General features: G+C 74.0%; 12 protein-coding genes. 3 read left to right on the top strand and 9 right to left on the bottom strand.

Annotated elements, in window-relative coordinates; translation table 11 throughout:
* On the top strand, positions 1-611 hold a 611-nt coding region (locus K7854_RS22245), incomplete at its 5' end, for an NAD-binding protein (RefSeq protein WP_226028306.1).
* A 136-nt stretch (positions 612-747) separates the two neighbouring features.
* On the opposite strand, the gene K7854_RS22240 is transcribed toward K7854_RS22245, so the two are convergent.
* Positions 748-2,529, bottom strand: coding sequence for a S9 family peptidase (locus tag K7854_RS22240; RefSeq protein WP_226028309.1), 1,782 nt, complete (start codon positions 2,527-2,529; stop codon positions 748-750).
* Positions 2,530-2,774: 245 nt separating this feature from the next.
* Between K7854_RS22240 and K7854_RS22235 the strand changes: the two genes are divergently transcribed.
* A complete protein-coding gene (locus K7854_RS22235; protein WP_226028305.1) occupies positions 2,775-3,602 on the top strand; it encodes an SURF1 family protein in 828 nt (275 codons plus the stop codon).
* Positions 3,603-3,627: 25 nt separating this feature from the next.
* On the opposite strand, the gene K7854_RS22230 is transcribed toward K7854_RS22235, so the two are convergent.
* The 7 genes from K7854_RS22230 to K7854_RS22195 form a co-directional block, all read right to left on the bottom strand.
* The gene (locus tag K7854_RS22230; protein WP_226028304.1) at positions 3,628-4,704 is read right to left on the bottom strand and encodes a hypothetical protein; all 1,077 of its coding nucleotides are present in this window, start codon (positions 4,702-4,704) and stop codon (positions 3,628-3,630) included.
* Between the two features lie 752 nt (positions 4,705-5,456).
* A complete protein-coding gene (locus K7854_RS22220; protein ID WP_226028303.1) occupies positions 5,457-6,029 on the bottom strand; it encodes a SigE family RNA polymerase sigma factor in 573 nt (190 codons plus the stop codon).
* A gap of 483 nt (positions 6,030-6,512) precedes the next feature.
* On the bottom strand, positions 6,513-7,601 hold the full coding sequence (locus K7854_RS22215; RefSeq protein ID WP_226028302.1) for an aspartate-semialdehyde dehydrogenase: 1,089 nt from the start codon (positions 7,599-7,601) through the stop codon (positions 6,513-6,515).
* On the bottom strand, positions 7,601-8,878 hold the full coding sequence (locus K7854_RS22210) for an aspartate kinase (protein WP_031042983.1): 1,278 nt from the start codon (positions 8,876-8,878) through the stop codon (positions 7,601-7,603). Before K7854_RS22210 ends, K7854_RS22215 begins: the two co-directional genes overlap by 1 nt.
* A gap of 321 nt (positions 8,879-9,199) precedes the next feature.
* Complete coding sequence (locus K7854_RS22205; protein WP_226028301.1) at positions 9,200-9,859, bottom strand: DUF5063 domain-containing protein; 660 nt, start codon at positions 9,857-9,859, stop codon at positions 9,200-9,202.
* Positions 9,852-10,451 carry a recombination mediator RecR gene (recR, locus tag K7854_RS22200; RefSeq protein WP_226028300.1) on the bottom strand — a complete coding sequence of 200 codons (600 nt, stop codon included), beginning with the start codon at positions 10,449-10,451 and terminating at the stop codon, positions 9,852-9,854. Before recR ends, K7854_RS22205 begins: the two co-directional genes overlap by 8 nt.
* A 102-nt stretch (positions 10,452-10,553) precedes the next feature.
* Positions 10,554-10,901, bottom strand: a complete 348-nt coding sequence (locus K7854_RS22195) for a YbaB/EbfC family nucleoid-associated protein (protein WP_226028299.1) — start codon at positions 10,899-10,901, stop codon at positions 10,554-10,556.
* Between the two features lie 270 nt (positions 10,902-11,171).
* On the opposite strand from K7854_RS22195, the gene K7854_RS22190 reads away from it, so the two are divergent.
* Positions 11,172-11,933, top strand: a complete 762-nt coding sequence (locus tag K7854_RS22190; RefSeq protein ID WP_226028298.1) for an SLATT domain-containing protein — start codon at positions 11,172-11,174, stop codon at positions 11,931-11,933.
* 28 nt (positions 11,934-11,961) lie between these two features.
* On the opposite strand, the gene K7854_RS22185 is transcribed toward K7854_RS22190, so the two are convergent.
* On the bottom strand, positions 11,962-14,367 hold the full coding sequence (locus K7854_RS22185) for a serine/threonine-protein kinase (protein ID WP_226028297.1): 2,406 nt from the start codon (positions 14,365-14,367) through the stop codon (positions 11,962-11,964).
* Positions 14,368-14,405 lie beyond the last annotated feature (38 nt).

Below are 14,405 nucleotides of genomic sequence, written 5' to 3'. Positions count from 1 at the left end.
GGGTGCCGGTGGTGCTCGGGGACGTCACGCAGGAGGGCGTCCTGGAGGCCGCCAAGATCCACCGCGCGCACTCGCTGCTCGCGCTGACCAGCGTCGACACCACCAACCTGGAGGCGGTGCTGTACGCCCGCTCCGTACGGTCCCGGCTGCGGGTGGTGCTGCGCCTGTACGACGACGACTTCGCGACCGCCGTGTACCGCACGCTGCGTGCCGCGCACCCCTTCGCGCTCACCCGGAGCCGCAGCGTGACGCACCTGGCGGCGCCGTCCTTCGCCGGGGCGATGATGGGCCGCCAGATCCTGGGGGCGATCCCCGTGGAGCGGCGGGTGCTGCTGTTCGCGGCGGTGGAGGTGGCGGGGCATCCGCAGCTGGAGGGGAAGACGGTCGGGGAGGCGTTCCGGGCCGGGGCGTGGCGGGTGCTGGCCCTCGAGGTGTCCGACGGTGGACGGGCGGGCGGGGCCGGCACGGAGGGGGCGCGGGAGTCCCGGCTGGTGTGGGAGCTGCCCGACACATATGTCCTGCGGGGCTCGGACCGGGTGGTGCTGGCGGCCACCCGGCGGGGGCTGGCGGAGTTGCTGGGGCGGCGGGTGCGGCAACAGTCCCCTGGGTAGCAGGTGACCGTTGCCGTCCCCGGGGTGGGTGGGAAGCACTCGCCCGCGTCGGCGGGGTGCCGCCTGCGCCCACCCGTGCCGCCTGGGGGTACCTCCCAGGCCGTTCAGGCACTGGGGGAGGCACGATTGCCCGCAGTCACGCGCCCTGCGGCAAGTGCCTTCTCGCGAAGTCCAGTTCCAGGGCGACCTGCTTGATGCGTTCGTCGACGACCAGGGAGCCGTGGCCCGCGTCGTAGCGGTAGACCTCGTGGACGGCGCCGCGGGCCTCCAGGCGCTTGACGTAGTTCTCGACCTGGCGGATCGGGCAGCGCGGGTCGTTGACGCCCGCCGAGATGTACACCGGGGCCTTGACCTCGTCGACGTAGGTCAGCGGGGAGGACGCCTCGAAGCGCTCGGGGACCTCCTCGGGGGTGCCGCCCAGCAGGGTGCGGTCGAGGGCCTTCAGTCCCTCCATCTCGTCGTGGTACGCGGTGACGTAGTCGGCGACCGGCACGGCCGCGATGCCCAGCGTCCACGCCTCGGGCTGGGTGCCGATGCCGAGCAGGGTGAGGTAGCCGCCCCAGGAGCCGCCGGTGAGGATCAGGCGCTCGGGGTCGGCGAGGCCGGAGCCGACCGCCCATTCCCGCACCGCCGCGATGTCCTCCAGCTCGATGAGACCCACGCGGTGCTTGAGGGCGTCGGTCCAGGCGCGGCCGTACCCGGTGGAGCCCCGGTAGTTGACCCGGACCACCGCGTACCCGTGGTCGACCCAGGCGGCCGGGCCCGCGGCGAAGGAGTCGCTGTCGTGCCAGGTCGGGCCGCCGTGGATGTCGAAGACCGTCGGGAGCGGACCGGACGCCCCGGCCGGCTTCTGCACCAGGGCGTGGATGCGGCCTCCCGGCCCCTCCACCCACACGTCCTGCACCGGCACCGAGCGGGGCGACTTCAGGCCGGGCGGGTCGAGGACGACGCGGCCGGTGGTGGAGCGGACGGCGGACGGCTCGGCCGCCGAGGACCACAGGTACTCGACACTGCCGTCCGGTCGTGCCGTGGCCCCGGAGACGGTGCCGGGCGGGGTGTCGATCTCCGTCAGGCCGCGCTCGGCGAAGTCGTAGCGGAACAGCTCGCTGCGGGCCTCGAAGCCGTGCACGATCAGCAGGCCGGACCCGTCCGGGTACCACTCCGCGCTCACGTCGCCGGGCAGCTCCAGCGCGAGGTCGGTCTGCTCCCCCGTCGCCACGTCCCACACCAGGGGCTCCCAGCGGCCCCGGCGCTGGTGGCCGATGAGCAGGCGGGTGTCGCCGTCGACCGGCGCGAAGCCCAGGACCTCCAGGCCCAGCTCCTCCTCGCCGCCCCGGGTGTCGTCCAGCTCGGCGACGGTGCTGCCGTCGGGGCGCAGGACGCGCAGCGCCGAGTGCATGGCGTCGCCGTGCTCGGTGTGCTCGATCGCGATCAGGGAGCCGTCGTGGGAGAGGTCGCCGACGCCCGCGGACTCGCGGTGCCGGTAGATCTCCACCGGGGCGCCGCCGTCGCCGCGCGCGAGGTGGATCGTCGTGCCGTCCTCGTCCGTGGAGCGGCCGATCACCGCCGTGCGGCCGTCCCGGCCGAGGGCGAGGCCGGCCGGGTAGGAGGGGTCGAGGCCGGGCACGGCCTCCTCGTCCGCGCCGCCCGCGAAGGGCTGCCGGCGCCAGACGCCGAACTCGTCGCCGTCCTTGTCGTCGAACCACCAGATCCACTCGCCGTCGGGCGCGAGCACTCCGTCCGTGGTGCCGTTGGGCCGGTCGGTGACCTGGCGCTGCTCGCCGCTGGAGCGGTCCCAGGCGTACAGCTCGTACGTCCCCGTCGCGTTCGACACGAACAGGGAGCGGTCCGGGGCGTCCTCGGCCCAGTCGGGCAGGGACACCCTCGGCGCCCGGAACCGCTTCTCCCAGTCGGGCATCTGCTCGCCCCGCGTGTGCCGCCCGTCCACGGCGCGCTCGTCCCTGTCCACGTCCACGGCCGCATCCATGTCCGGCGGAACGGACCCGTTGCTCTCAGTCATGGCCCCATACTGCCCCGACCGGGCGACCACGCGCAGAAGAGATCCCCAGCCTGTGGACAACCTCCCCGCGCCCGCTCCCGCGCCGCCATGTTTTCCACAGCCCCGCTGCAGGGCTGTCGGGCGCGCACCGTACCGTGGAGGGCGTGTACCGGTTTCTGCTGACGCCCCGATGGTGGGGGATCAACGTCTTCGTCGTCCTGGCCATCCCCTTCTGCATCTTCATGGGTTCCTGGCAGCTCGGCCGGTTCGAGGACCGGGTGCAGGACCACGAGGCCGCCTCCACGCAGCAGGAATCGGCCCGCAGGGACGCGGCGCGCCCGCTGAGCGAGCTGCTGCCCGTGGACAAGGCGACGGTCGGCAAGCAGACCACCGTGACCGGCCGGTACGACGATCAGCTGCTGGTCCCGGAGCGGAAGCTGGACGACCGCGAGGGCTTCTACGTCCTCACCCTCCTGCGCACCGACGGCGGCAAGGCCCTGCCGGTCGTGCGCGGCTGGCTGCCCGGCGAGCCGGACCCGGCGAAGGCCCCGGCCCCGCCCGCCGGCGAGGTCACCGTCACCGGCGCGCTGCAGGCCGCCGAGTCCCCCGGCAGTGACGGCGTCAGCGGCCGCTCCGGCTGGCCCGCCGGGCAGACCGGCGCGATCAGCGCGGCGACGCTGCTGAACCTGGTGCCGTACGACGTCTACGACGCGTGGGTCACGCTGAACGAGGGCGACTCCGGGATGCGGGCCGTGCCCGTCAGCGCGCCGCAGGGCACGGGTCTTGACCTGAAGGCCTTCCAGAACCTCGGTTACACCGCCGAGTGGTTCGCCTTCGTCGGCTTCGTGATCTTCATGTGGTTCCGGCTGCTGCGCCGCGAGGTCGAACTCGCCCGCGACGCCGAGCTGGGCCTGGTCGCGCCGGACGCGGAGGGCCAGGGGGCCAAGGAGGACGACGCGGACGAGGGCGCCAGGGCGGGGCTCGTCTCCTGACCGCGGGGCCGCCCGGCGCCCGGGGCTACGCCCCCGCGCCTCCCGAGTCCGCCAGCAGGCCCGTCCAGTACACGGTCCCCACGCACGCGTTGGACACCGTGGCCGTCGCCGAGCCGGAACCGCCCTGCGGGGTGTAGGTCACCGACACGCTTCCCTCGGCCGGGCCGTCCTCGGTGATCAGCTGGGTCGTGGGCCCGGCCTCGCCACCACCGCCCGCGGAGGTGCCGCCCGCGGCGGTCGTGTCCCCGGTGGGCGAGGGGTCGGGCGAGGGCCCGCCGGTACTGCCCCCCGTGGTGCCGCCGGTGGTGGGGCAGGTCTCGGAGGGCACCCAGGCGAACTGCACCTCGTACGCGGCGCCCGGCTGCAGGGTCAGCGAGGCGGCCTCCAGCGACGGGTCGGGCAGTCCGGCCGCGGCGTCCCCGGCGGCGTGCCGCGCGGTGCCGATCCGGCCGGCGTCCGCCGCGCCCGACGAGGCGGTGACCACGGTGCCGGGGCCCGTGACGGTACAGCCGCCCGAGGAGACGTTGGTGACCCGGAAGGAGCCGTAGACCACGCCCGTGGAGTCGGGGGCGGCGCTGCTCGCGACGGCCGGGCCGAGCGACCCGGGCGCGCACGCGGGGATGTCGGCGGGGCTGCTGGCGCTCGGGGCACCCGAGGGGGCGGAGCCCGTCGCGGCGCCGGACTCCTTGCCGCCGGGTGTCTCCTTGGGGCCGGTCTTGTCCTTGCCCTCGGTGGTGTCCCCGGATCCGGCGATGCCGCTCTGGCCGCCGGCCGGGTCCTTGCCCTGCGACGCGCCGCCCTGGGCCTGTGAGGCGTTGCCCGCGACGGACGGGTCGGCACTCGCGCCGGTGGACTTGGAGACGTGCACGAGGGCCGGGACGGCCGTGCCGAGGAAGAGGGCGGCGGCCGCGACGCCGACGACCGCCTGGCGTTTGCGGGCACGCCGGGCGGGCACCGCGCGCCGCAGGTGTTCCAGGGTGCCGTCGCTCGGCTCCATCTCGCCGACCGCCCGGTGCATCATCGCGCGCAGGACTGCCTCGTCGGTGGCGGGCCCGTCGGCCCCCGGATCGTCGGGGCCCTGTGCGGCGGGGCCGTGGTTCACAGTTCCGTTCCCAGCGTGCGTGTGCTTCTGCTGCTCTCGCCCGGCCGGTCCGCCGGACGCGTCGTGCCCCGAACGGGCGTCAAGCCGCGCGGCGTACCCCTCCGGGACACCCGCCCGCGGACCATACCGCTCCCCGGCGTCCGCCAGCGGACCGCGCTCGTCCCGAGCACCGTCGCCCTCCCGGGCCTCCGCCCCCGCGTCACGCCCCTCCCGGGCATCCGGGCGCGGACCGCGCTCCTCGCGGGCGTCCATGGGCGGGCCGTTCCCTTCCCGGGCATCCGGCCGCGAATCGTCCCCCTCCCGGGGGGCCGCCAGCGGACCGCGCTCGCCCCGGGCATCCGCCCGCGCACCGTCCCGTTCCCGGGCATCCGGGCGCGGACCGCGCTCCTCCCGGGCATCCGCCCGCGAATCGTTGCCCTCCCGGGCATCCGACTGCGCGTCGCGCCCCTCCCGGGCATCCGCCCGCGAATCGTCCCCCTCCCGGGGAGCCGCCAGCGGACCGCGCTCGCCCCGGGCATCCGCCCGCGCACCGTCCCGCTCCCGGGCATCCGGGCGCGGACCGCGCTCCTCCCGGGCATCCGCCCGCGAATCGTTCCGCTCCCGGGGCTCCGCCCGCGAACCGCGCTCGTTCCGGGCGTCCGGCCGCGAATCGTTGCCCTCCCGGGCATCCGACTGCGCGTCGCGCCCCTCTCGGACGGCCGGGCGCGGATCGCGCTGCTCGTGGGCGTCCGGGCGGGCGTCGTTGCCGTCGCTCATGCCGGAGCCTCCATGGCCACCCTGAGCGCCGCGATCCCGCGCGACCCGTACGCCTTGACCGAGCCCAGGGATATGCCGAGCGTCTCGGCGACCTGCGCCTCCGTCATGTCGGCGAAGTAGCGCAGGACCAGCACCTCGCGCTGCCGGCGCTGGAGCCCTTTCATCGCCTTGATCAGGGAGTCGCGCTCCAGCTGGTCGTAGGCGCCCTCCTCCGCGCTCGCCATGTCCGGCATGGGCTTGGAGAGGAGCTTGAGGCCGAGGATGCGGCGGCGCAGCGCCGAGCGCGAGAGGTTGACGACCGTCTGACGCAGGTAGGCCAGGGTCTTCTCCGGGTCACGGACGCGTTTGCGCGCCGAGTGCACCCGGATGAAGGCCTCCTGGACCACGTCCTCGCAGGAGGCCGTGTCGTCGAGGAGCAGGGCGGCGAGGCCGAGCAGCGAGCGGTAGTGCGCCCGGTAGGTCTCGGTGAGGTGGTCGACGGTGGTGCCCGCCGCCGCGTCCTCGGCGCCGTCGCGCTGGTTCGATATGCGGGCCGGCCGCGCTGCGGGCATCGGCGCGATCACCGGCATGCCACCGGCCGGACCGGCCACACGGGGACGGACGGACCGGACCGGAGGGCGCAGTGCCGCGCCCCGCGTGCCTGCGGTGAATTCGAGAACCTCTGCCACGCCAGTTGGACACGTCCGACCCCGAGAGGGTTGTACGTGCCGGGCGTCACGTTCCCGGGTCCGCCGGACAGCCGTCTGGGCGGCCACCCGGCTGACGGTGCGTCATAGGCCCTCATCGTCCGCTCTTCCCCTGTGTCCATGTGAACGGGCGTCCCCACGCCCGCCCTCGGCGTCCCCACGCCGACCCGCGCCCCGCGCCCCGAAGGGGTGACCGCAAAGACGCTCCCCGCCGCTCGCGCGGTTGCGGAGGGCGGGGAGGAAATCCTCTGACGGCACGGCTGCCCGGTACAAGTAGTCCGGACCAACTTCCGGATCACATCTCGACCATGGATCCTACAAAGGAAACCCACAGCGTCCGGGGGGTTTTGCCTCGCTGATCCCGGTTCAGCCGAACTCGGCCGCCACCAGCTCCGCGATCTGCGCGGTGTTCAGGGCGGCGCCCTTGCGCAGATTGTCCCCACAGACGAAGAGTTCCAGCGCGGTCGGATCGTCCAGCGCCCGGCGCACCCGGCCGACCCAGGTCGGGTCGGTGCCGACCGCGTCCGCGGGCGTCGGGAACTCCCCTGCGGCCGGGTTGTCGAAGAGGACGACGCCCGGCGCGGTGGCCAGGATCTCCCGGGCCCCCTCGACCGTGACCTCGCTCTCGAAGCGGGCGTGGACGGTCAGCGAGTGGGTGGTGACCACGGGGACCCGTACGCAGGTCACGGCGACCGGCAGCCGCGGCAGTCCGAGGATCTTGCGGGACTCGTCCCGCACCTTCATCTCCTCCGAGGACCAGCCGTCCTCCCGCAGCGACCCGGCCCACGGTACGACGTTCAGCGCGACCGGCTCCGGGAACGGCCCGGTGTCGTCGCCGACGGCCCGCCGCACGTCACCGGGGTGGGTCCCCAGCTCCGTCCCGGCCACCAGCGACAGCTGCCGGCGCAGCGTGTCCACGCCGTCCCGGCCGGCCCCGCTGACCGCCTGGTACGAGGAGACGACCAGCTCGCGCAGCCCGAACTCGGCGTGCAGCGCGCCCAGCGCCACGATCATGGACAGCGTGGTGCAGTTCGGGTTGGCGACGATCCCGCGCGGCCGCATCCGCACCGCGTGCGGATTGACCTCGGGCACGACGAGCGGCACGTCCGGGTCCATCCGGAACGCGCCGGAGTTGTCGACCACCACCACACCCTTGGCGGCGGCGATCGGCGCCCACTGCGCGGAGACCTCGTCGGGCACGTCGAACATGGCGACGTCGACCCCGTCGAAGGCTTCTTCGCTGAGCGCGACGACCTCGACCTCCTCCCCGCGCACGGCCAGCTTGCGGCCGGCCGAGCGCGGGGAGGCGATCAGGCGGATGTCGCCCCAGACGTCCGCGTGCTGGGACAGGATCTGGAGCATGACCGAGCCGACGGCGCCGGTCGCGCCCACGACGGCGAGCGTGGGCCTGCCGGTGCGGCCGCCGTCCGGGCCGGTGTCGTGCACGGCGGACATCAGCGTCCGGTGCCTCCGTAGACCACGGCCTCGTCGCGGTCGGAGTCGAGCCCGAAGGCGGTGTGCACGGCGCGCACGGCCTCGTTCACGTCGTCCTTGCGGGTGACGACCGAGATGCGGATCTCGGAGGTCGAGATCAGCTCGATGTTCACCCCGGCGTCGGAGAGCGCGGTGAAGAAGTCGGCGGTGACGCCCGGGTTGCTCTTCATCCCAGCGCCGACCAGGGAGATCTTGCCGATCTGGTCGTCGTAGCGCAGGGAGTCGAAGCCGATGCCCGGGCGGTTCTTCTCCAGCGCGTCGATGGCCTTGCGGCCCTCGCTCTTCGGCAGCGTGAAGGAGATGTCCGTCAGGCCGGTGGAAGCGGCGGACACGTTCTGCACGACCATGTCGATGTTGACCTGGGCGTCGGCGATGGCGCGGAAGATCGCGGCCGCCTCGCCCGGCTTGTCGGGCACGCCGACAACCGTGACCTTGGCCTCGGAGGTGTCGTGCGCGACTCCGGAGATGAGCGCCTGCTCCACGTGCTTTTCCCCTTGCTTGATCGGCTCGCTGCTGACCCACGTGCCCTGCAGTCCGCTGAAGCTGGACCGCACGTGGATCGGGATGTTGTACCGGCGGGCGTACTCCACGCAACGGTGGAGCAGCACCTTGGAGCCGGAGGCAGCGAGCTCCAGCATGTCCTCGAAGGAGATCCAGTCGATCTTCTTCGCCTTCGGCACCACGCGCGGGTCGGCGGTGAACACGCCGTCGACGTCCGTGTAGATCTCGCAGACGTCCGCGTCGAGCGCGGCGGCGAGGGCGACGGCCGTGGTGTCGGACCCGCCGCGGCCCAGCGTGGTGATGTCCTTGCTGTCCTGGCTGACGCCCTGGAAGCCGGCCACGATGGCGACGTTGCCCTCGTCGACCGAGGTGCGGATGCGGCCGGGCGTGACGTCGATGATCCGGGCCTTGTTGTGGACGGAGTCGGTGATGACCCCGGCCTGGCTGCCGGTGAACGACTGGGCCTCGTGCCCCAGGTTTTTGATCGCCATGGCCAGCAGCGCCATGGAGATACGCTCTCCGGCGGTCAGCAGCATGTCGAGTTCACGCCCGGCAGGGATCGGGGAAACCTGCTCGGCGAGATCGATCAGCTCGTCCGTCGTGTCGCCCATCGCGGAAACGACGGCGACCACCTGGTTGCCGTTCTTCTTCGCTTCCACGATCCGCTTGGCGACGCGCTTGATGCCCTCGGCATCGGCTACGGAGGAGCCTCCGTACTTCTGCACGACAAGGCCCACGTGCGCTCCTCGCTCAATCCGTCTCTTTCCGCACGTACGTATATGTACTGCGGTCGGCTCATTTTACCGAGCGTCCGGATTTCCCCCCTGCGATATCGCATGGTGAGACTTCCGGACCACCCACTGTTCGGGGTGGCTCATGCCCATCGGGGCGCGGGTCACTCGGGAAAGTGCGGTGAGTCACACGTTCACAAGTGGCTTCCCGCCACGTGAAAGGCCGGGCTGGTGGGACGGGCAGCCCTTTGGACCGCTGGCGAGGCCGACGCCCGTGGTGCTCCGCGCACCGGACGTCCGCGAGTGGACGTGGGACGACCGGTGCCGTCAGGTGACCGGGCGCAGGCCCAGCGGGCCCGCGATCTCCTGGACCATGACGCGGCCGGCCTCCGACTCCAGGGCGTCGTCGCCGAGGTCCTGGTCGGTGTCGAGGCCGTCCAGCTCCGCCAGGGGCTGGTTCAGGCGGACGTGGGCGACGACGGACTGGAGGGCGCGCAGGGTCGCGGAGGCGGTGGAGCCCCAGTTGGAGAAGTAGGAGAACTGCCACCACCACAGGGCCTCCGTGGTGCGGCCGGCCTTGTAGTGGACCATGCCGTGGCGGAGGTCGGTGATGACGTCGGTGAGGTCGTCGGAGATACGGGCCGGGACCGGGGCCTTGCGCGGCTCGTAGGGGTCGAAGACCTCGGAGTAGACGTCGACCGGGTCGAGGATGCGGGCCAGGTTCTCCCGGATCTCGTCCACGTCGAGTTCCGGGCCCGGGTCGGGCTCGTAGCGCTCGTCCGGGACGATGTCCTCGTGGGCGCCCAGGCGGCCGCCGGCCAGCATCAGCTGGGAGACCTCCAGGAGCAGGAAGGGAACGGCCGAGTCCGGCTCGTCGCCCTTCGCCACCTCGGTGACGGCCACCAGGAAGCTCTCGATCTGGTCGGCGATCTGGACCGCGAAGTCGTCCGGGTTCTGGTCGGTCGCGTGCAGCGTGGCGTCAGACATCTAGGAGTCGTCTCCCCTCGAAGGCGCGGCCGAGGGTCACCTCGTCCGCGTATTCCAGGTCGCCGCCCACCGGGAGGCCGCTGGCCAGGCGGGTGACCTTGAGGCCCATGGGCTTGATCATGCGGGCGAGGTACGTGGCCGTGGCCTCGCCCTCCAGATTCGGGTCCGTGGCCAGGATCAGCTCCGCGACCGTGCCGTCCGCCAGGCGGGCCAGCAGCTCACGGATGCGCAGGTCGTCGGGGCCGACCCCGTCGATCGGGCTGATCGCGCCGCCGAGCACGTGGTAGCGCCCGCGGAACTCGCGGGTGCGCTCGATGGCGACGACGTCCTTCGGTTCCTCCACCACGCAGATGACGGAAGGATCGCGCCGGGTGTCGCGGCAGATGTTGCACTGCTCCTCCTGCGCGACGTTCCCGCAGGTCGCGCAGAAGCGGACCTTCGCCTTCACTTCCATCAGGGCCTGCGCGAGGCGCCGTACGTCGGTCGGCTCGGCCTGCAGGACGTGGAAGGCGATCCGCTGCGCGCTCTTGGGACCGACGCCGGGCAGTCGCCCGAGTTCGTCGATGAGGTCCTGGACCACGCCTTCGTACAACGGACTGCCGTCCTTCCTGAGGTTCGTGCACTACGTACGGTAGATGGCTTCGGGCGGTCTGAGGAAGGCGAACCGGGAAAGGGCCGGATCGATCCTCCTGGGTCAGAACGGCAGGCCGGGGATGCCGGTGCCGCCACCGCCCAGCCCCTGGGCGAGCGGGCCGAGCTTCTGCTGCTGGAGGTTCTGCGCGTTCTCGTTGGCCGCCTGGACGGCGGCGACGACGAGGTCGGCGAGGGTCTCGGTGTCCTCCGGGTCCACCGCCTTCGGGTCGATGACGAGGCCGCGCAGCTCGCCGGAGCCGGTGACCGTGGCCTTCACCAGGCCGCCGCCCGCCTGGCCGTCGACCTCGGTCCGCGCCAGTTCCTCCTGGGCCTTCGCCAGGTCCTGCTGCATCTTCTGGGCCTGCTGGAGCAGCTGCTGCATGTTGGGCTGGCCACCACCGGGGATCACGTTCAGCTCCCATCACGTCCGGTCACGACGGTTTTGCCGTTCGGCACGAGCCTACGTGGTCCGGGCAGCCCTCGCCCCAGCACTCTTTCGAGTGATGCCCGGGGAGCCCTATACCTGATCAACGCCCTCTTCCGGGCGGAAAAGCGGCGGAACCAGGCTCTTCGCCACCCATTGGGCGGTAGGAAGGGTTCCGGCGCAGGGTTCCGGCGCATGAGTCCTCGTGGACGGCGAGCGGTGCGGCGAGCAGTGGCGAGCAGTAGGGAGTGCCGGGTGGGTCAGCCGGAGATGCAGCCCGAGAGGCCGCCGCAGCACGGGCGGGACGGCGGGGGGACGACCGGGGCGCGGCCGGGCGATCTGACCGGGCGGGCGTTTCCCCTCGGGGACTGGACCCTGCCCGCCGAGCGGCTGGACGAGCTGTACCGGTGGGTGGAGCGGGGCGCGCTGGACACGGCGGACTGGTATCTCGCGGACCGGGTGCGGAAGCGGCGCGGTGCCGTGCTGCTGCGGGGCGGGGCCGCGGGGGGTGCGGTCGCCGGGGCGGCGCTGCCGCTGCTCGACCTGTCCGGGGCGGTGGGCGGGGTGGCGCCCTGGGGGTATCTGGCGCTGCTGTGCGCGGTGGCGTGCGTGGCGGGCGACCGGTACTTCGGGGTCACGGCCGGGTGGATGCGGGACGTGGCCACGGCGCAGGCGGTGCAGCGGCGGCTCCAGGCGCTGCAGTTCGACTGGGCGTCGGAGAGCGTGCGGGAGGTGCTGGGACCGGCGGACGGCACGGCCGGCGAGGCGGCGGAGCGGTGCCTGCAGGTGCTGCGGCGGTTCTCGGAGGACGTGACGGAGCTGGTACGGGCGGAGACGGCGGACTGGATGCTGTGCTTCCGCCCGGGTCCCGCGCCGCTGGGTCCGCACGCCTCGGCGGCGGCGGACGGGCCCCGTCCGGACGGTGCGGGCACGGGTGTCACCGGCCGGTTCCCGGTCCCGCCGCAGAACGGCACCCGCCCGAACATGCCCCGCCAGCGCCCGCCGGAGCCCCGCTGACCCCCGGCGCCGGGGGCACGTCCCTGCTTCACCGGCGGGTGTAGACCAGGGACTCGCCGGTGTCGTCGTTGGTGCGTTCCAGGCTGCCGTCCGGGAGCAGGGTGATCGTGGTGGCCGCGCCCGGCGAGCAACTGCTGGCGGGACCGGTCGTGACCTGGGACGGGCCGAGCCTCAGCGGCCCGTCGGCGCCCGGCTCGGCGGTGAGGGCGGCGTCGAACACGCAGTGGTACGTGCCGGTGTCCGTCGGCCCGTCCGCCACGAGGGTCATGACCGTGTCGCCGACCTCGCCCTGCACGATGGTCAGCTTGCGCGGGTGCGTGCCGGAGGCGTTGTCGATGGCGGTCGCCCAGTCACCCACGTACCCGGTCGGGACGGTGCCGTCGGCGGCGGCCGGAGCGGTCGAACCGGTCGCGGGGCCCGGCGAGCCCGTCCCGGGGTCCTGCGGCGCGCCGGTGGAGCGCGTGGGCGCGGGGTCGCCGTCGGCCCGGTCGTCGTCGCCGCCGCGCATCAGGGCGTAGACCGTGCCGCCCGCGCCCAGCGCGACGACCAGGGCGACGACGATCAGCAGCGCGGTGGAGCGGCCGGTCCTGGCCGGCTCGTGCGGAGGCCCGTACGGGGTGCCGTACGGGGGCGGGGGCCCCTGGGGCGGGGTGGGGCCGAGGCCGCCGCCGTACGGGGGCTGGTACCCGGGCTGCGCGGCGTGCCATGCCGGGGCCGGGGTGTGCCCGGGGGCGACGGGCGGGGGCGTGGGCGGGTGCCGGCCCGCGACCAGGGTGGGGAGGTGGTCCAGCGGAGCACCGTCCCCACTGCCCGGCTCACGCGGAGGCGGCGGCCCACCACCCGCCGGGCCGTCGAGCCCGGAGCCGTCGACCGCCGGGGCGTCGACCGCGGGGCCGCCGGGCGCTGGCGCTTGACCAGCAGGCGTCGAGCCGTCGGGCGCCGGGCCGTGGTGCGCCTGGCCGTGGTGCGCCGGGTCGCCGCTCGGGGCGACCCCCACACCACCGGGGCCCGCGCCCCCCGGGCCCGCACCACCGGGGCACACGGCCCCAGGGCCGTCGCCCGGACCCGCACCCGGTTCCGCGGCACCGGACACCGCACCGCCAGGCCCGGCACCGCCAGGCCCTGGACCACCGGGACGAGGGGCAGGCGCACCGCCAGAGACCACACCACCGGGCCCTGCACCGCGCGAGCCCGCACCACCTGGACCCTCACCACCCGGACCCGCACCACCCGGACCCGCACCACCCGGACCCGCACCACCTGGACCCGCACCACCAGAGACCACACCGTCCGAGCCCGCCCCGCCCGGCACACCAGGCACCGCACCGCCGAACCCCACACCACCAGGCCCCGCACCACGCGAGCCCTCACCACCCGGACCCGCACCACCGGACACCACACCGCCCCGGCCCACCCCACCCGGTACACCACCCGGTCCCGCGTCGCCCAGCCCCGGTGGGCGCACCGGGGCCGCGTCGCCGGAGTCCGGGGTTTCCGCGTCCAGGAGGCGGACCGCGTGGCGGCCGAGTTGGGCTACCAGGGCGCTGGGCAGCCACGGGTCGCGGGAGCGGCCGTCGGTGACCGTGTCCTGCGCGCCCGTGCGTTCCAGGATCTCGGCGAGGCCCGGCCGCGCGGCGGGGTCCTTGCGCAGGCAGTCGTGGACGAGGTCCGCGATGCCCTCGGGCACGCCCTCCAGGTCGGGCGCTTCCTGCGCGATGCGGTACATCAGGGCGTGCGCGCCGCTGTTCGCGGCGCCGAAGGGCAGCTTGCCGGTGGCGGCGTAGGCGAGGACCGAGCCGAGGCAGAAGACGTCGCACGCGGGCGTGACACGGTCGCCGCGCACCTGCTCGGGCGCCATGAAGCCGGGCGAGCCGACCAGCGCGCCGGTGCGGGTGAGGCCGCCGTCGGTCACCGACTCCAGGGCGCGGGCGATGCCGAAGTCGATGACGCGGGGGCCGTCGATGGTGACCAGGACGTTGGACGGCTTGAGGTCGCGGTGCACGATCCCGGCGGCGTGGATGTCCTGGAGCGCGTGCGCCAGACCGGCGCCCAGCGTGCGCACCGAGCGTTCCGGCAGCGCGCCGTGGTCGTGCCCGACGACCTGCTGGAGACTGGGCCCCGCGACGTACCCGGTGGCCACCCACGGCACGGCGGCCTCGGTGTCCGCGTCCAGGACGGGCGCCGTCCAGTGGCCGCCGACCCGGCGCGCGGACTCGACCTCCAGCCGGAACCGCTCGCGGAACTCCTCCCGCGCGGCCAGTTCCTCGCGCACCAGTTTCACGGCGACGGTGCGCCCGCGGTCCGAGCGGGCCAGGTAGACGTGGCCCATGCCGCCCGTGCCCAGCCGGCCCAGCAGCCGGTAGGCCCCGATGTTCCCCCAGTGCTGAACGCCTGGGGGGACCCCCACCGGGTCCCCGTCCCCCAGTCTCCGCATGCCGTGCCGCCTTCCCCCCTGTACCTGCACAACACGGC

The organism is Streptomyces hyderabadensis (genome assembly GCF_020404845.1).
Taxonomy (GTDB): Bacteria; Actinomycetota; Actinomycetes; order Streptomycetales; family Streptomycetaceae; genus Streptomyces; species Streptomyces hyderabadensis.
The sequence above is the reverse complement of the archived record's forward strand: the minus strand, read 5'-3'. Positions and strand labels throughout refer to the sequence as shown.